We start from the raw sequence: 15413 nt of genomic DNA, 5'->3' as shown, positions 1-15413 counted from the left end.
CCCAGATACTCCAGCGCACCCTGACCACGATCACGCCGACCACCCGGACCACGCCTGCGGCCACGGCCCCGCAAACCCAGCAACCTCACATCCGTCCGCGGCACGGACCTCCGAGACCACCGACGAACACGAACACGCACATCCCCCACCCGTGACATATGCCGAGGCTAATCACCCGGGCAGTCGGCGTCTTGGGCCCCCGGACCCAATCAGCGGCGGAACTCGGGGGTTCGGACTCGTTCACCGGCCGGTTCGAGTGCCTCGCACCCCGCCTCCTCCCCCACGCTTGGGCCCGACTTTGGGGCCAAAGGCCCAGGTCATCCGAGGGTGGACCGCCGTACGCTCACGCCACGGCCGGTGGTCGGAGCGTGCCGGCGACTGACCGGGCGAGTGGACGTGGAGAGGAAGAACCGTGAGTGGCGGCTGGGGAAGCGGAAACGCGGGCCACATACCTCCGGGGTACGGTCCCGGCGGTGCGGGCGGGGGCGGCGGATCCGGTGGCGGCGGGGGCTCGTTCTTCCCGCTGACCCGCAGCTGGGCCGTCGGCGCCCTCGTCTATCTCGTCGCCGGGTATCTCGTCTCGCGCGGACTCGTCGAGCTGTTGGCCACCGATGAACGGCTCGAGGTCTTCACCTGGCGTCTCGCCCTGGTGCACGTGCCCGCGATCATCACCACGGTGGTCACGGTGCTGGCCGCCGCCCGGGTGCTGCCGGACGAGCAGCGCTCGTCCCGCCCGCTGCACGCACTCGCCGCGCTCGGCGTCCCGGTGGTGGCTCTCGCCTACGGGTACGCGGTGTCGTGGGACGTCGTGGGGACCGAGGGCGCGGTGATGCCGGTCGTGGCACTGGTGACCGGCGCCGCCGTGGGGCTGGCCGTCGACCGGCTGATGGAGGACGACGGTACGCACGCCCCCGCCCCCGGCTCGTACAACTGGCGCGACAGCGGTGCCACCGCCATGGAGTACCTCGGGGTGATCGTTCTCGTCGTGACCATGGTCGCCGGCATGGCCATGGCAGGCGTCGGGGGGAGCATCGGGAACCGGATCCGGTGCGCGATCAGCTCGCTCGGCGGCGGCAGCGCCGGCTGCGGCAAGGGCGGCGATCCGACGGCGAAGCCGAAGACGGACGCCGACTACGAACCCAAGCTCTGCCAGATCTCCAGTGTCTCCGACACGGTCGGCGACAAGGTGAAGATCGGCTGGTTCGAGTGGGGCAACGAGTACGGCTTCCAGCAGAAGGTCAGCCAGGCCAATACGGATGTGAACGGCGACGGCAAGGTCAACGGGGACGACAAGCTGGTCTACATGACGTTCACCGACGCCGCCTCGGTCGGCGTCAATGCCTCCACCCCCGGTGTGAAGCTCGGCAAACTCGGCAAGGCGGATGTGGACGTCGGCGGCGGCGTCAAGATCACCAACGGTGACACCTGGGTCTTCAAGAGCGAGGACGACGCCAAGAAGATGCGGGACGACATCGAGGAAATGAAGATGTGGGAGACCTCGACCAAGTACAGCGGGGGCTACGGCGGCGGCTGGTACTCGGCCAAGAAGTGGGGCGACAAGAAGGAGGACGTCGAGAAGAAGATCGGTGACAAGAAGATCTCCTACTCGACCATCGGCCTCAACGCCTACGCGGACGGCGGGCTGTCCATCAGCGCGGGCGACGAGTCCGAGCTGAGTGCCAAGCTCGGCGGCAAGGCCAAGTTCTCCCCCGACGTGACCGTCACCAAGGACGACGTCAACGGCAACGAGTCGTACACGTACACCGCCAAGCTGGACATCGAGGGCAAGGTCGGCGGCAAGGCCGGGCCGCTCGGCGGGACCGCGGGTGCGAAGGACAGCCGGACCGGGGCCGTCACCGTCACCCGCGACCAGAAGACCGGCAAGATCGTCCGGATCGACATGACCCAGACCGTCGAGAACGGCTCCACGTCCGACTCGGGCGAGGCCGGCAAGGACAACGGCAAGAAGGGCAAGGACAAGCGCGGCGGCAAGGTCACCGGCAGCGACTCCTCCGGCGAGACCGGCATCGAGGTCAAGACGAACTCGGTCGTCTTCGGCAAGGAGACCGACAAGGCCACCGAGGACAAGCGGGCCGTAGCCGAGCAGTGGCTGGACGGCTCCGGGAACAACACCGCCCCGTTCGAGTACATGTTTGGCGACCATTCACTGGAGAAGAAGCCCACCGGCAGCGACCCGTTCGACCAGATGATGTACCAGGACGGACTGTCGAGCAGCATGAAGTACGACGGTGAGACGGACGCCCAGGAGTTCGGCTTCGAGGTCTCGCTCGGCATGAGCCTCGGGTTCTCCATCTCGGACGAGCACAAGAAGGAGACACTGACCGACGCGCAGTTCCTCGGAGCTCCGCAGGGCGACAAGCGCTCCTACCTTCCGTACAGCTACTGCGCGAAGTAACACCGGGCACGCACACGCACGACGAAGAGGCGACACACGATGACGAGGACGACGAAGAGGTCCAGGGTGTTCGGCGCCGCCACCGCGGCCGCCATCGGCCTGACCCTGCTCACCGGGTGCGGCGGCGAGGACGCGGCGGCCGTCCCGGACGGCTGGGCCACGCTCGACACCAAGAGCCTGACCGTCGGCTACCCCGAGGACAAGGGCTACCAGGAGCAGCCCGCGGCCGACCGCGGCAGCAGCAACGCGGCCGTGGCGCTCAAGGAGACCTCGGGGCTGCGCACGGGCATGGTCTCCGTCCAGCTCGACTTCGCCACGGGCGTCGACGACGCGGACGAGGCGGCAGCGGCGGCCGGCGCGGGCATCGGGCTCGGCACGACCCGCAAGGGCACGTCGGACGTGCGCCTCGCCGGCGAGAAGAGCGCACAGGATGCGCGCCGGATCGACTACGAGTTCACCTCGACCGGCAAGGAGCGGACACCGGCCAAGGGCACCCGGATGACCGGTGTGGTGGTGGCGGGTGTCGACTCGAAGGAGGTGCCCTTCGCCGTCCGGATCAACGCGGTGAAGGGATCGCTGAGCAAGGAGGACCTGGACTCGTTCGTCGGGTCGATCACGGTGAAGTAGCGTCGCCCGGCTGTCCGGCAGCCCGCGGCGCCCTGGTGGCGAGCAGTCGTTTCGGAGCGTGTGTGCATGCAGATCCTGCCCGGCGGAACAGCGACCTTCCTGCTGCTGTTCGGCCTTTTCCTCGGCGCTTTCGCCGTACGGTCCGCGCTGCGCCTGAACCGGGTCCTGCGCCTGATCCGGCACGGTGAACACGCCGAGGGCCGCTGCGCGGACCGGCGCACGGTGGACCGGGGGCCCGGCATGGAGCGCAGCTACGCCACCGAGTACGTCTTCACGTTCCGCACCCGCGACAGCCGCGAGATCGAGTTCACCGACCATGCCCCGGGCCCGTTCGGCTTCCAGGTCGGTGCCCCCGTCCGGGTCTCGTACGACCCGGCGGCCCCTGAGAAGCACGCCACGGTCGCGGGCCGCGGGGCCTGGGGCCCGGTGGTGATGCCCGCGGTGTTCGCGGCGGTACTGGGGGTGTTCGCGGTGGGGCTGCTGCTCGGGTTCCTCGCGATGCGGGGGTGGGTCTGAGCCCTGGTGTCGTGTTGACCGCCGCCGGCAGACAGTGCTTCAGTCGGCGCGTGGACAGTATTTCTGCCAACCGGCGCTTCTGGAACCGGTTCAGCAGCGCCTACCAGGACAAGCACGACCCGCAGATCGGCGCAACGCCCCGGCTGTGGGGCACGTACGCCATCCCCGACGCGCACCTGCACGCCCTGGGCGACGTGACCGGCAAGCGCGTCCTCGAACTCGGCTGCGGCGCAGGCCAGTGGTCCAGGGCGCTCGCCGCCGAGGGCGCCGCCGTGGTCGGGCTCGACCTGTCCGAAGCCCAGCTCGCCGCGGCGGCTCGCGCGAGGGGAGCGGCCCGCTACCCGCTGGTGCAGGGCGCCGCCGAACATCTCCCGTTCGCCGCCGACAGCTTCGACCTGGTGTTCTGTGACTACGGCGGGCTCAGCTGGGCACCCCCGCACCTGGCCGTCCCGCAGGCCGCACGCGTCCTGCGCCGCGGTGGGCGCCTGGTGTTCAACGCCGCCAGTCCATGGTTCGAAGCCTGCTACGACGAAGCCGCCGGCCGCGCGACCACGACGCTGCAGCAGGACTACTTCGGGCTTGACACCATCGCCGAGGACCAGGGCGCGGTCAGCTATCAGCTCACCTACGGCGACTGGATCAGGGTCCTGCGCGGCGCGGGTCTCGTCATCGACGACCTCATCGAGCCGCGGCCCGAACCCGGAACAGCCAACGGCTACAACCAGACCGACCCGCCTGACTGGGCACACCACTGGCCGGCGGAGATGCTCTGGGTCACCCACAAACCGTAGGCACCGTCGCACCGGGACGTGAAGCCTCATGCGTGGGCGGGCCGACCCGGCCCGTGAGGTGTGGTGCGCTCACGCCGGCGCGGCGGGGAGTGCGGCGAGGAATGCGCGTACATGGCGGAGCCACGTCGCCCGGTCTGCCGGGTTCAGGATGTGGGCGGCGCCGGGCAGTTCGATCAGCTGGGCTCCCGGGATGCCGGCTGCCAGCCGGTGCGAACTCTCGGGCAGCACCAGCCGGTCGCCGGTCGGGGCCACCACCAGCGTGGGAGCGGACACCTTCGCCAGGTCGGCCCGGACGTCCACCCGCGACACCAGGTCGAAGTGGTCCAGCATGCCCGGCGGCATCGCGGTCAGGGTCCGGGCGGCCGGTTCGTCGAGGGCGGCCGGTTCGAGGTCCGCCAGGTCCGCCGGGGACATGCAGGACAGAAGGGCGAGCCGTGCCACGTCCTCCCACTGGCCGGCAGCCGCCAGGGACTTGATCAGCCGGGCGGCGAGCGCCAGGACGGGGTTGGCGGTAGCGAAGCCGGCGGTGAGGACGAGGGCCCGGACACGGCCGGGGTGCCGGGTGGCGATCCGGACCGCCACGGCACTGCCGAGGGACTCCCCCAGGACAGCGAACGAGTCCTGGCCGGCCGCTACGGCGGCGGCGACCAAACGGTCGGCGAGGTCGTCCAGGTCCAGGGGCTCGACTGCTACGGCAGAGCCGCCGGCCCCGGGGTAGTGCGGGCCGACGAGGGTGTGGTCCTGGGCGAGGTCGTCGAGAACGAGGCCGAAGTTGCCCTCGATGCCGCCGCCGGCGCCGTGCGCGAGCAGAAGTGCGGGGCCGCGCCCCTGCACGAGAACGTCGAGTCGGGAGGTGGGAAGCGCGTGATCGGTGGACATGGCCCCGACGCTAGACTCCGACATCGGTGTCAGAGTCAAGTCGCGGCGTCGGCAGGTGATCAGGAATGGGGCGAGCTGCATGCGCATGAAGGAGATGGTGCGGCGCACGGGGGTCCATGAGCGGCTGCTGCGCTACTACGAACAGCAAGGTCTCCTGACGCCCGACAGGCTGCCCAGCGGCTACCGCGTCTACGGCGAGCCGGACGTCGAGACAGTGCGCCGCATTCGCTGTCTGCTGGCGGCCGGGCTTCCGACCGCTCTGATCGCCCAGGTCCTGCCGTGCATCCGGGCGGACGGCGAGCACCTCGTGCCCACCTGCCCGGACCTGCGCGCCCAACTGCGCCGGGAGGGCGAGCGAATCACCCATGCCATCGAAGATCTGCAGAAGTCGCACGCGATCCTCGACTCCCTCATCACCGCTGCACCCTCAGGGGGCACCGCGACACTGAGCCCGCCTCGGCCTGCCGCTGCCGCGGCGAGCTGACAGGAAGCCCTGGTCCCGCACCCGCCCCCGTACCTCTATCTGTGGGCCACTTCACTGCCGTAGACGACCCATGGCGACTGTTCGAACGAACTGACGCCGGACAACTGGGGCTGCACAGCCGCAACTTCCCGCCGTACGGCCAGTGTGTCCGGCCAGCAGTCGAAGTAGACGTCCCCGTTCACGATGAAGCCCCGCCAGTCGGTGGCTGCCGAGGCGCCCTCCCTGTCGAGCACGAAGCCGATGCAGAGCACGGAGGCCCTGCCTATCGCCTCCCGGATCGCACGGACGACGGTCTCCTGCTCCTCGCGGCTCAGCCCACCGAGGGCGAACTGCAGCGTGACCGTGCCGTCGTCGGTCCGTCGGATCCGGGTGGGGATCTCGGCCCCGTCGCTCGTCCAGAGCAGGAAGTCGACCTGGTCCAGCCGCTGCAGCCCGGCCAGGAGCACCAGTTGGTCCCGTGTCACCCACGACTGGGTCCCGGGTGGTTCGGCCCCCGGGCTGATGAGTGTGATGCGCCGGGTGACCGGATGGGCCGGCCGTACCCCCGCCGCCTCCAGGTCACCGAGCAGCGACTCGGCATCGGGGCGGTTCCATCCCAGATGGTACGAGTAGAAGAATCCGTCACGCATGACACCGCACCCCACAGGCTGTCGGAAGGCTCCGAGTTGGCCACTCACGAGCGTAATGAGCGACGCTGCCCGGGGCGTGGGCCCACGGGCCCATGGGCGGACCCCAAGACAACGCCGCTGGTGACGGGCGGCTCGACGCCCGAACTCTCTTCGCAGCCACATCGGCCCCGGTAGCTTAAGAGATGGACAGGCAGCGCACGGACGACGATGGTGTACCGCGATGACACGCACCGATTCGCCTCCCACCTGGGACGAGCGCACACAGCTGACCACCTTCCTCGACTACTCCCGCGCGACGGCCCTGGCCAAGTGCGACGGACTCGCGCAGGAGGACGCCCGCAGGGCCCCGCTGCCCGGTTCGCCCCTGATGACGATCGCGGGGGTGGTCAACCATCTCCGCTGGGTCGAGTACTACTGGTTCGAGGTCGTGTTCCTCGGCGGGGAGGACGAGGGCCCGTGGACCGACGAGGACCCCGACCGCGAGATGCGGATCGCCGTCGACATGCCGCTTGCCGATGTGCTCACGGAGTACGAGCAGCAGTCCGCCCGCTACCGGGAGCTCGTCGCCGCCCATGACCTGGACACCCTCGCCGAGCGGGAGCGCGTCGAGGGCCGCCGCCCCGCTCTGCGCTGGATCGTGCTGCACCTCATCGAGGAGATCTCCCGGCACAACGGCCACATCGACATCATCCGGGAGATCGTCGACGGCACCACGGGGGACTGAGCCCGGTCCGGCACGGCGGGGTGGAGCGGGTCGCTGACTCGCGCCGGCAAGTGTTTGCTCAGCGGAAGCCGGAAACGTTACGGTGGCTCGGCCCGATGCGCACCAACACGCACGGGACGGGGTTGAACGGGGAGTTGGGGAGGGCATCGCCCTGCCTCAGCACACTTTTCTGCGCCACTTGCGCGCTTGCACCGAGGGAACACCGGCGGCCGACACCTGGCCCCCGGTGCGCCGGCCTGCGACCGGGCCTCCCGGGTGTCGAGCGCCCCACGCCATCGACCTTGGCGTGCTGAACCCTTAGGGCGCGCGAAGCGCGCCCCGGTCCGAAGAAGGATGCATATGAAGCGACTTCTGCGCATGGCAGCCATAACCCTCGCCGCCACCGGAGTGGCCTTCGGCACGGCTGCGGCCTCCCCGGCCGTGGCCGCGCAGAACAGCCAGGCGAAGGCCTCCTGCAGCGGCGGGTACTTCGACAAGAACGACCACCCTGAGACCATCATCGTGGGCCAGATGAGCTTTTGCCCCTACGGTGACAAGGTCAGCGTCAGCGACATGGCTTACGACGGCCGTTCGCTGGGCCTCCGGATCGACGACGGCAGCGGCAAGTACCGCTGGTGCAAGGACACCTCCGGTGCGGACGATGTCTGGAAGCACTGCAACTTCAACCTCAGGGAAGGCGTGAACGTCAAGTTCCGTGCCTACCAGGAGAAGAAGGGCGCCAAGACCATCTGGCTCGGCACCCGCACCCTCGCCAACAAGAACTGAGGCCCGCTACCGGCTCATGGGCCCGGGAAAGCACTGAACCGGAACCGGCCCGCCCTCTCCCACGACCGGGGGCGGGCCGGTTCCGGCTGCCCGGACCTCACGATGTGCGGGCGGTCAGGAGGCGTCGTGCCGCGCCCGCCCCAGCTCCACGTTGAACTGGGCGCCCGTCAGCAGCGCCAGGTTGGTGAACCACACCCAGATCAGGAACACCACCAGCCCGGCCAGCGAGCCGTACAGCCGGCTGTAGGAGCTGATGTAGGTGGCGTACAGCGCGAACCCGGCCGAGGCCACCAGCCACAGCAGCGCTGCCAGCACCCCGCCCGGCAGTGACTTCCGGGATCCGCGCGCCGATGCCGGGCCGGTCCGGAAGAGGACCGTGATCAGGCAGGCGACCAGACAGAGCAGCACGGGCCACTTCAGTACCGCCCACACCGCGTCACCGAGATGGGCCACACCCATCCGGTGCCCGAGCCAGCGGGCGAGCGGGCCTGTGAGCACGAGGGCGAACGCACTCGTCATCAGGAGCAGCAGCAGCCCGATCGCCGAGGCCACGATGATGTGCGCCTTGCGGAGCGCGGGCCGGGTGTCCTGCACACCGTGCATCGCGTGCAGCGCCCGCCGGAAGACGGCCAGATAGCTGGACGCGGACCAGACCGCGCTGACGGTCCCGGTCGCGACGAGCAGCCAGACGGCGGTCCGCTGCTGTGTGGCCGCCTCCAGCGGCTGGCGCAGCGCGGCGCCGGACTCCGCCGGAGCGAAGGCGGTGATGTCGGCGATCAGCGCGTCCGTGGCCCGGGGATTGGCCAGTCCGATGACGGACACCGTCACGAGGAGTGCCGGGAGCAGCGCGAGGATGGCGTAGTACGTCAGGGCCGCCGCCCAGTCCGAGAGATCGTCGTTCCACAGGGAGACGGGCGTCCGCCGCAGTGCGACGGGCCAGCGCCGAGCGGGCCCGGGACGCCCGGTGGACCGGGGCTGCGCCCCGGTGGCGGGGTCGCTGGTCTTGCTGAACACGGATGGGCTCCGGGGACGTAGGTGTGCGGACGGTGGAGTCGGCGGGTGAGCAGGCCGGCGCAGTAGGGCGTCTCCCGCTGCATGGACGCAGGGGGATACGGGAGACGCCGTACGCTGCCTATCCTCTTCTGCTCCGGTTTGCCGCCGGTACACCGGTCAGCCCGTCGGTTCGCCGTGCCGGGCACCTGCCGGGGGCCGGCCCGGCCGTCCGCCGTACCACTCGTACCGTCCGAAGGAGTCGCTCCGATGACCAGCGCGCGGGTACACCGTGTCGAAGTACCGCAGACCGCCGACGCGGGTGGGAGCGAGGGCGGCGGAGGCCTCGTCGGGGCCGGTTACGCCTCGGCCTTCGAGCTGACGTCGCCCCTGGCCGGCACCCGTACGCCGGAGGAGTGGGCACGCGCCGCGTTCGAGGACGCTCCGGCACCGTTGCGCGTCGTGCTGGTCCTGGGCTGGCGGCTCGCTCTCGGGCTGCGGCTGGGTCCGCGTCCGTCGCCGGGCCATGTGCTGGGCTGGCCCGTTGCGGAGACCGGTCCCCACGGCGTGGTGCTCGAAGCACGCTCGGGCCTGATCACCGCGCGGAACGTGGTGACCGTGAGCGCCACGGGCGTCGTCTGGTCCACCTTCGTACGCTACGAACGCCGCATCGCCCGGCCTGTCTGGGCGGTGGTCGCGCCCGTCCACCATCTGGTGATCCCGTACGTCCTCGCCCGCGCGAACCGCCGGCCGCGCCCCTCCGGGCCGGGCTGAGGCACCGGAGAGGTCGGCGGACTCACACCAGGAGCCGTTCCCGCAGCCGTCCGATCAGCGCTTCGTCGATCCCGAGGTGCCCGGTCGCGTACGCGTGCACCGAGCCGTACTCGGCCTTCAGATCGGCGAGGAAGTGCCGCATGACCTCCTGCGGCGCCCGGCCGTAGCCGGGCCACTTCATGGTCCGGTCCGGGTTGGCCGCCTGCCAGTCCGCCAGCAGTCGTTCCGTGGCCAGTTCGGTGAGCGCGAAGTCCTCGACGACGACGTCCTCGCCGACGCCCAGGAGCACGAGCACCAGGCCGGCGAGGAGGCCGGTGCGGTCCTTGCCCGAGGCGCAGTGGAAGACCTGCGGGGATTCCTCCGCCGCGATGGTCTCCAGTGCCTGCCTCAGCTCCACCGCACCGTCGAGGGCCACTTCCGCGTACCGGTCGGCGAGGAAGCGCCACGGGTCGAGTGCCGGGTCGATCTCGGCCTGGTCGTACGGGCGGTGCTCCACGCTGAGGTTGACGTACACGAGCCCGTCGGAGTCGGGCACGCGTCCCTTGGCCTCGATCTCCCACGGGTAGCGGAGGTCGATCACGGTACGTATCCCCAGGGCGCGGAAGCGGTCCAGGTCGGCTCCCCGGAGCTTGGCCAGGGAGTCCGACCGGTAGAGCCGTCCCCAGCGCACGGTGCGTCCGTCCTGGGTGCGATAGCCGCCCAGGTCACGGAAGTTGTGCAGGCGCTCGAAATCCATGTGTCGGTTCACCCCGACACACTAAGCACTCAGTCGCGCTCGCGTGTGAGGACGGCCGTCAGTGCCGCTGCTGGATGCGCGCGGTGAGCAGGTTGGGGTCCTGACCGGTGAGGTAGGCGGCCGAGGTCACCTGCACGGTGCCGCCGCGCACGGCGACGGCCGTGGGGTTCTGCAGCCCGTCCCCGGGGCCGAGCACGATGGTGTGGGTGCCGTCGGGCTCGATCAGGGCGACCTCGTCCGACTGGTTGAGGGCGGCCAGGATCCGGTCGCTGCGCCCGACGAAGGCGAAGTCGTCGATTCCGGCCAGCTGTTCGGCCACGGTCTCGGCGGGGCCCGCCGTACCGTTCCTCCGCACCGGAAAGCGGACCACGGTGCCCTTGTCCAGGTTGGACACCCAGACCGCACCGTTGTGCACCTTGAGGCCGTTGGCGCCGAGGAAGCCGGCCGGGGCCAGCTCGGCACCGTCCGCCCAGACCTTCGCGGTGCCGCCCCGGACCGGTACGCGCCAGATGACGCCACGGACCGAGTCGGTGATGTAGAGCCGGCCGGAGTCCAGCGCCAGGCCGTTGGGCAGTCCGTCGGCCGGCAGCGCGGCGATCCGTTCCGGGGTGCCTCCGGGGGTGAGCCGCCAGACGCCGGTGAGGTCGGCGGTGCCCGTGGCGTACAGGAAGTACAGCGTGCCGTGCGCGTCCCTGACCAGGCCGGTGACCAGCGGGAAGCCGAGTGCGGGGGTGTTCCCGCCGCCGTCGGCGGGGGCAGGCAGGGTGGCCAGCACCCGGACCTTCCCGTTGGGTGTGATCTGAGCGATCCGGCGTGCGGCGGAGAGGGACAGGTCGATGCTGCCGTTGGGTTCCAGGACGATGTTCTCCGGCTTCTCGTCGCCGGCCAGGTCGAAGTGGTGCGTGATCCGGGCGTGGGACAACGGCGGCGCGGCAGCCGTTGCCGTACCGGGCCCGCCGACCGCGAGCGTGACGGTCGCGATGGCGGCGACCAGCATGTTCCGTGCGAACTTCGATGACACGTTGCTTCCTTGCGTCGATGAGGGGCTGTGCGGTGCGCTGCTGAGCGGCGCCAGGCCACTGTGCGGCCGGCCACCGGCGGGCAACCAGCCCCGGCTCTGCCTATCCCTGGCAGGGGCAGGCTCCGCACGCCCGGACAGCGGATACTCGGGGTCATGGACGCACACGGACAGCTCGGCGCCTTTCTCCAGGCACGGCGGGCACAGTTGAGGCCCCAGGACATCGGGCTGCCGACCTACGGGGACCGCCGGCGGGTTCCGGGACTGCGTCGTGAGGAGCTGGCTCTCCTGGCGGGCGTCAGCGCCTCCTACTACACGCGTCTGGAACAGGGGGCCTCCTGCCACGCCTCCGTGGAGGTCCTCGACGCGATCGCCGGGGCGCTGCGTCTGGAAGAGACGGAACGGCTCCACCTGCGCGATCTGGCCACCGCCTGCCGCCACCGGGGCACGGTCCGCCGGCCCCCGGCCGAGCGGCTGTCACCGGCCGTGCGCGACCTGGTGCGCTCCCTGGACGAGGTCCCCGTCGTGGTGACCGGGCGGCGCAGCGACGTGCTGGCCTGGAACACCGCGGGGCACGCGCTGCTGGCCGGGCATGTGGACCCGGCCGGCCCGGAGCGGTCCGCGGACCGTCCGAACATGGCGCGCCTGGTCTTCCTGGACGCCCATGTCCGTGACCTCTACGTGGACTGGACGGCGAAGGCCCGAGCCGTCGTCGGCAATCTGCGGCTCGTCGCGGGGCGGCATCCGCAGGACGCCCGGCTGACGTCGCTCATCGGTGAACTGACGACCCGGAGCCCCGAGTTCGCGGGCATGTGGGCCGATCACCGGGTGCGCGCCTGCGACACCGCGGAGTACGAGCTACGGCATCCACTCGTCGGCTCCCTGACGGTCAGGCAGCAGACGCTGACCGCCCCGTCCGACCCCGAGCAGTCCCTGGTCATGGTCACCGCGAGCCCGGGATCGGCCTCCCAGGCCGCGCTGAGGCTCCTCGTCCAGGCCACGGCGGCCGGGGGCGACGCCGTGGCCTCACCGCTGCGGCGGGCGGCCGTCACACGGGGGAGGTGAGCACGGCCCGGCTCATCGCGCCGCGCGGTAGCGGTCGGCGACGGCGGCGAACGCGGCCTTCGGCTCCCACGGCAGGCCCGGATAGGTGTTCCCGATGCGGTCCTCGTAGACCTTGACGACGCCGTAGCTCGCCAGGTCCAGGTCGTCGCGAGGGTCACCGTCGGGGCGGTGCACATGGTCGTACATGGCGAAGCTGAACACGAAGGTGCTGTCGACGCCGCCGGCCTCGAAGGCCTCCAGCAGTTCGCGCAGATACGCGGCCTGGCCGGCCTCGTCGCGGACGTACGGGCCCTTCAGCCGGACGGGTCGGGCGTCCTCGCCGTACTCGACGATCTCCAGCCCCTCCGCTCCCCGGTCCCCCGCGCCCCGGTAACCCGCCGAACCGAACTCCGTGATGGCCACCGGCTTCCCCTGCGCGACGACGTCGCGGACCCCGGAGGCGAACCGGTCGGCGACCGCGGCCGAGCGGTAGAGGTCCAGGGACACGAGGTCGAAGGGCGCCCAGTCGACGCGCTCCAACGGGACGGCGGCGTACGTCACCCTGCCGCCGAAGCGTTCGCGCACGAGCGCCGCCGCCTTGCCGAGGAACTCGTTGACGTGTGCGCTCACCTCTCCCAGGTGCTCGCGCAGGAAGTCCGGCCGGCGGAGCGCGACGACCCGGTCGTCGGTGCTGTCACCGGGCAGGAACCCCTTGTTCATCAGGCTCAGCTCGGCGCCGGTGACGAACACGACCTCGGCTCCCCGCCGCCTGAGGCGCTCCGCGCGATCGGCGCAGTCGGCGAACAGCGCCAGCAACTCGTCGGCGGTCAGCTCAAGGGGATAGGGCGAGAACCAGACCTCCAGGCCGAGGTCGGCGGCACACGTCGCCGCAAGCTCCACCCGGTCCGGATCGCCGCCCATCACACGGACCGCGTTGCAGTGCAGGTCGTCACGGATGATGCGCAGCTCGCGCTCGACCTGCACCGGATCGAAGGACTTACGGGATGTGGCCCCGTTCTTGACGAAGCCGGTGTCGTAACTGATCCCTTTGGCTCGCATGCGTCGCACCCTCTCCCACCCGGAATACTTACGGTACTGACCGTACTCTATTTGCGGCTCTCCAGGAACGGCCAGCACAATGGGAAGGTACGAGCGGTACCGATGCGGGAGGCGCCATGGCAGCGGACGCGACGGGGCAGCCGGGCGCCGGGCAGACGCGGCGACGCGGAGCCGTCCTGGAGGAGGCGATCCTCGGCGCCGCGGTGGCCGAGCTCACCGAATCGGGATTCGCCGCCCTGACCATGGACAAGGTCGCCGCCCGGGCCGGCACCAACAAGAACGCCATCTACCGGCGCTGGCCGAACCGTCTCACCCTCGGCATCGCCGCCTACCGGCAACTGGCCAGGACGATCCAGCCCCCCGACACCGGCACGCTGCGCGGCGACACCCTTGAGCTGCTGCGCCGCGCGAACCGCAACTGGAGCTCCCCCTTCGGCGCGATCCTGCGCGAACTGCTCTCCGCGGCCGGCGGCGCCTCCGAACTCCTGGCCCAGCTCCAGGATCAGTCCGGCGACGCCGCGGCCGCCCCGTGGCTGACCGTCCTGGGCCGCGCGGTCGCCCGGGGCGAAGCCTCCCCGGAGGCGCTCCACCCCAGGGTCGCCACCGTGGCCATGGTCCTGCTGCGCAACGAGTTCGTCGTACGCGGGATCCCTGCCGCGCCCGACGACGTCCTGGTGGAGATCGTCGACGAGGTGTTCCTGCCGCTGGTACGGCAGCGGGGCCCGGCGACGCGGACCTGAGCCCTGACCCGCGCCACCGGAACCCGCGGCCCCGCAGCCCCGCTATGAACGGTCAGCGGCCGCATGCGCAGGAGGGCCCGGCGGCCAGGGGACGTCGGCCAGGAGGGGGACGATCCCCGACTCCTCGTAGTCGAGATGCGCGTTCAACTCGGCCGACATCCGGTCCAACTCTGCCCGGAACCGCTGCGGTTCGGCGATCCCGATGCCGGCCAGCAGCTCCCCGAGTGCGCTCTGGATGCGGGCGACGGTGCGGTGTTCGTCCCGGAGCCGGGCGAAGGTGTCACCCAGGTCGGGGTGATAGCGCGCGATTCCGGGGAACAGGTGCCCGTCCTCACTGGTGTGGTGGAATTCCAGGGCCTGGCAGAACGCCAGGCAGCGCTGCCTGATCTGCAGCCCGAGGCCCGGCGCGGGCGGCCCGCCCGGTCCCTGGTGGGCCGCCCGCTCGGCGAAGTGGGCATCCACCTCCCCCTTCACCTGACGCAGCTGGCCGCGCAGCCAGGTATGAACCTCCATCACCTTGTCCGCGAGGGTGCGCACCTCTCCGGGGCCGGCCCAGCCGTCGGGCTCGGCGCGCTCCAGCACGACGACCGGCAGGACCCGGTCGGTCCGGGCCTGGTAGTCGCCGTACCCGGGCGACGCCCGGACCGCGTGCGCGAACAGTTCGTCCCGCCTGTCCCCCTCCGCGGGAACGGCGAGGGCCTGGAAGGTACGGGCCCCGAGCTCCACCCGCACCACGGGGTGCGCCAGCAGGTTGTGGTACCACGCGGGGTGGTGCGGGGCGCCGAGACTGGACCCGACGAGCAGCAGCAGCTCGCCGTGCCGGACGTACCCGAGGGGAGTGGTCCGCTCGGTCCCGGACCGCGCACCGGTGGTCGTCAGCAGGAGCAGGTCCCCGCCCTCGAAGGGGCCACCGACCTTCCCCTCGTTGGCGCGGAACTCCTCGATGACCGATTGATTGAAAGACGTGGGCATACGGATGCTTATCTCCGGAGGCTTGAGTGTGTCCGCAGCGGCTGCGGAAAGGGCGTGTGGTGACGTACATCCGGATGCGGATGCACCTGCGCATGTGTGCGTACGCAGGACGAGGCGGCGACCGCACGGCCTTCCGCTCCGGCCGGGCCCGCGGGACATTGCACGCGAGGACGCCAGAAGTGGAGCAGAGGGGGATGCGGGGCCGCGCTGCGTCAGATGCAGGGAGCGGAGTGTGAACTCATGACGGAC

Annotated in this window: 17 protein-coding genes; 10 read left to right on the top strand and 7 right to left on the bottom strand. The window is 70.8% G+C overall.

All coding sequences use genetic code 11. The features are described 5' to 3' along the window. The first annotated feature begins 412 nt into the window (after window positions 1-412). From ACFVW8_RS26160 to ACFVW8_RS26145, 4 genes are all read left to right on the top strand, one after another. Window positions 413-2416: a hypothetical protein gene (locus ACFVW8_RS26160; protein WP_389694048.1), complete on the top strand. Its 2004-nt coding sequence runs from the start codon at window positions 413-415 to the stop codon at window positions 2414-2416. Between the two features lie 39 nt (window positions 2417-2455). Then, on the top strand, window positions 2456-3043 hold the full coding sequence (locus tag ACFVW8_RS26155; RefSeq protein WP_389694046.1) for a hypothetical protein: 588 nt from the start codon (window positions 2456-2458) through the stop codon (window positions 3041-3043). 66 nt (window positions 3044-3109) lie between these two features. Beyond that, window positions 3110-3559 (top strand): DUF3592 domain-containing protein, encoded by a 450-nt coding sequence (locus tag ACFVW8_RS26150; RefSeq protein ID WP_389694044.1) that lies wholly within the window; start codon window positions 3110-3112, stop codon window positions 3557-3559. A gap of 50 nt (window positions 3560-3609) precedes the next feature. After that, the gene (locus ACFVW8_RS26145) at window positions 3610-4350 is read left to right on the top strand and encodes a class I SAM-dependent methyltransferase (protein WP_389694042.1); all 741 of its coding nucleotides are present in this window, start codon (window positions 3610-3612) and stop codon (window positions 4348-4350) included. Window positions 4351-4419: 69 nt separating this feature from the next. Here ACFVW8_RS26145 and ACFVW8_RS26140 read toward each other — a convergent pair whose 3' ends face one another. Next, the gene (locus ACFVW8_RS26140) at window positions 4420-5229 is read right to left on the bottom strand and encodes an alpha/beta fold hydrolase (RefSeq protein ID WP_389694040.1); all 810 of its coding nucleotides are present in this window, start codon (window positions 5227-5229) and stop codon (window positions 4420-4422) included. A gap of 79 nt (window positions 5230-5308) precedes the next feature. Between ACFVW8_RS26140 and ACFVW8_RS26135 the strand changes: the two genes are divergently transcribed. Next, on the top strand, window positions 5309-5713 hold the full coding sequence (locus ACFVW8_RS26135; protein WP_389694038.1) for a MerR family transcriptional regulator: 405 nt from the start codon (window positions 5309-5311) through the stop codon (window positions 5711-5713). Between the two features lie 35 nt (window positions 5714-5748). On the opposite strand, the gene ACFVW8_RS26130 is transcribed toward ACFVW8_RS26135, so the two are convergent. Then, window positions 5749-6342, bottom strand: a complete 594-nt coding sequence (locus ACFVW8_RS26130) for a hypothetical protein (protein WP_389694036.1) — start codon at window positions 6340-6342, stop codon at window positions 5749-5751. Between the two features lie 220 nt (window positions 6343-6562). Here ACFVW8_RS26130 and ACFVW8_RS26125 point away from each other — a divergent pair, with 220 nt between their 5' ends. After that, the gene (locus ACFVW8_RS26125) at window positions 6563-7066 is read left to right on the top strand and encodes a DinB family protein (RefSeq protein ID WP_389694034.1); all 504 of its coding nucleotides are present in this window, start codon (window positions 6563-6565) and stop codon (window positions 7064-7066) included. A gap of 357 nt (window positions 7067-7423) precedes the next feature. Next, window positions 7424-7831, top strand: a complete 408-nt coding sequence (locus ACFVW8_RS26120) for a hypothetical protein (protein WP_389694032.1) — start codon at window positions 7424-7426, stop codon at window positions 7829-7831. A gap of 114 nt (window positions 7832-7945) precedes the next feature. Here ACFVW8_RS26120 and ACFVW8_RS26115 read toward each other — a convergent pair whose 3' ends face one another. Continuing rightward, window positions 7946-8845: a YihY/virulence factor BrkB family protein gene (locus tag ACFVW8_RS26115; protein WP_389694030.1), complete on the bottom strand. Its 900-nt coding sequence runs from the start codon at window positions 8843-8845 to the stop codon at window positions 7946-7948. Window positions 8846-9091: 246 nt separating this feature from the next. On the opposite strand from ACFVW8_RS26115, the gene ACFVW8_RS26110 reads away from it, so the two are divergent. Then, window positions 9092-9595, top strand: a complete 504-nt coding sequence (locus ACFVW8_RS26110; RefSeq protein WP_389694028.1) for a DUF2867 domain-containing protein — start codon at window positions 9092-9094, stop codon at window positions 9593-9595. Window positions 9596-9617: 22 nt separating this feature from the next. On the opposite strand, the gene ACFVW8_RS26105 is transcribed toward ACFVW8_RS26110, so the two are convergent. Together ACFVW8_RS26105 and ACFVW8_RS26100 are read right to left on the bottom strand one after the other, a co-directional pair. Continuing rightward, window positions 9618-10343 carry a tyrosine-protein phosphatase gene (locus ACFVW8_RS26105; RefSeq protein ID WP_389694026.1) on the bottom strand — a complete coding sequence of 242 codons (726 nt, stop codon included), beginning with the start codon at window positions 10341-10343 and terminating at the stop codon, window positions 9618-9620. Window positions 10344-10389: 46 nt separating this feature from the next. Further along, on the bottom strand, window positions 10390-11352 hold the full coding sequence (locus ACFVW8_RS26100; RefSeq protein WP_389694024.1) for a hypothetical protein: 963 nt from the start codon (window positions 11350-11352) through the stop codon (window positions 10390-10392). Window positions 11353-11505: 153 nt separating this feature from the next. On the opposite strand from ACFVW8_RS26100, the gene ACFVW8_RS26095 reads away from it, so the two are divergent. Next, window positions 11506-12414: a helix-turn-helix domain-containing protein gene (locus ACFVW8_RS26095; RefSeq protein WP_389694022.1), complete on the top strand. Its 909-nt coding sequence runs from the start codon at window positions 11506-11508 to the stop codon at window positions 12412-12414. A gap of 12 nt (window positions 12415-12426) precedes the next feature. On the opposite strand, the gene ACFVW8_RS26090 is transcribed toward ACFVW8_RS26095, so the two are convergent. Then, entirely contained in the window at window positions 12427-13452 is a 1026-nt protein-coding gene (locus ACFVW8_RS26090; protein WP_389694020.1) for a hypothetical protein, read from the bottom strand. Between the two features lie 116 nt (window positions 13453-13568). Between ACFVW8_RS26090 and ACFVW8_RS26085 the strand changes: the two genes are divergently transcribed. After that, window positions 13569-14192 carry a TetR/AcrR family transcriptional regulator gene (locus tag ACFVW8_RS26085; RefSeq protein WP_389694018.1) on the top strand — a complete coding sequence of 208 codons (624 nt, stop codon included), beginning with the start codon at window positions 13569-13571 and terminating at the stop codon, window positions 14190-14192. Window positions 14193-14234: 42 nt separating this feature from the next. Here the strand turns inward: ACFVW8_RS26085 and ACFVW8_RS26080 are convergent, their stop codons facing one another. Beyond that, complete coding sequence (locus ACFVW8_RS26080) at window positions 14235-15164, bottom strand: nitroreductase/quinone reductase family protein (RefSeq protein WP_389694016.1); 930 nt, start codon at window positions 15162-15164, stop codon at window positions 14235-14237. Between the last annotated feature and the right edge of the window lie 249 nt (window positions 15165-15413).

Source organism: Streptomyces sp. NPDC058221 (assembly GCF_042882365.1).
Lineage (GTDB): Bacteria > Actinomycetota > Actinomycetes > Streptomycetales > Streptomycetaceae > Streptomyces.
The sequence above is the reverse complement of the archived record's forward strand: the minus strand, read 5'-3'. Positions and strand labels throughout refer to the sequence as shown.

What these genes read in the sequence shown, in the direction of transcription:
- ACFVW8_RS26155 (WP_389694046.1), top strand. Translation starts at nt 2,456, where the DNA reads ATGACGAGGACGACGAAGAGGTCCAGGGTGTTCGGCGCCGCCACCGCG.
- ACFVW8_RS26150 (WP_389694044.1), top strand. Translation starts at nt 3,110, where the DNA reads ATGCAGATCCTGCCCGGCGGAACAGCGACCTTCCTGCTGCTGTTCGGC.
- ACFVW8_RS26140 (WP_389694040.1), bottom strand. Translation starts at nt 5,229, where the DNA reads ATGTCCACCGATCACGCGCTTCCCACCTCCCGACTCGACGTTCTCGTG.
- ACFVW8_RS26135 (WP_389694038.1), top strand. Translation starts at nt 5,309, where the DNA reads ATGCGCATGAAGGAGATGGTGCGGCGCACGGGGGTCCATGAGCGGCTG.
- ACFVW8_RS26130 (WP_389694036.1), bottom strand. Translation starts at nt 6,342, where the DNA reads ATGCGTGACGGATTCTTCTACTCGTACCATCTGGGATGGAACCGCCCC.
- ACFVW8_RS26125 (WP_389694034.1), top strand. Translation starts at nt 6,563, where the DNA reads ATGACACGCACCGATTCGCCTCCCACCTGGGACGAGCGCACACAGCTG.
- ACFVW8_RS26120 (WP_389694032.1), top strand. Translation starts at nt 7,424, where the DNA reads ATGGCAGCCATAACCCTCGCCGCCACCGGAGTGGCCTTCGGCACGGCT.
- ACFVW8_RS26110 (WP_389694028.1), top strand. Translation starts at nt 9,092, where the DNA reads ATGACCAGCGCGCGGGTACACCGTGTCGAAGTACCGCAGACCGCCGAC.
- ACFVW8_RS26095 (WP_389694022.1), top strand. Translation starts at nt 11,506, where the DNA reads ATGGACGCACACGGACAGCTCGGCGCCTTTCTCCAGGCACGGCGGGCA.
- ACFVW8_RS26090 (WP_389694020.1), bottom strand. Translation starts at nt 13,452, where the DNA reads ATGCGAGCCAAAGGGATCAGTTACGACACCGGCTTCGTCAAGAACGGG.
- ACFVW8_RS26085 (WP_389694018.1), top strand. Translation starts at nt 13,569, where the DNA reads ATGGCAGCGGACGCGACGGGGCAGCCGGGCGCCGGGCAGACGCGGCGA.
- ACFVW8_RS26080 (WP_389694016.1), bottom strand. Translation starts at nt 15,164, where the DNA reads ATGCCCACGTCTTTCAATCAATCGGTCATCGAGGAGTTCCGCGCCAAC.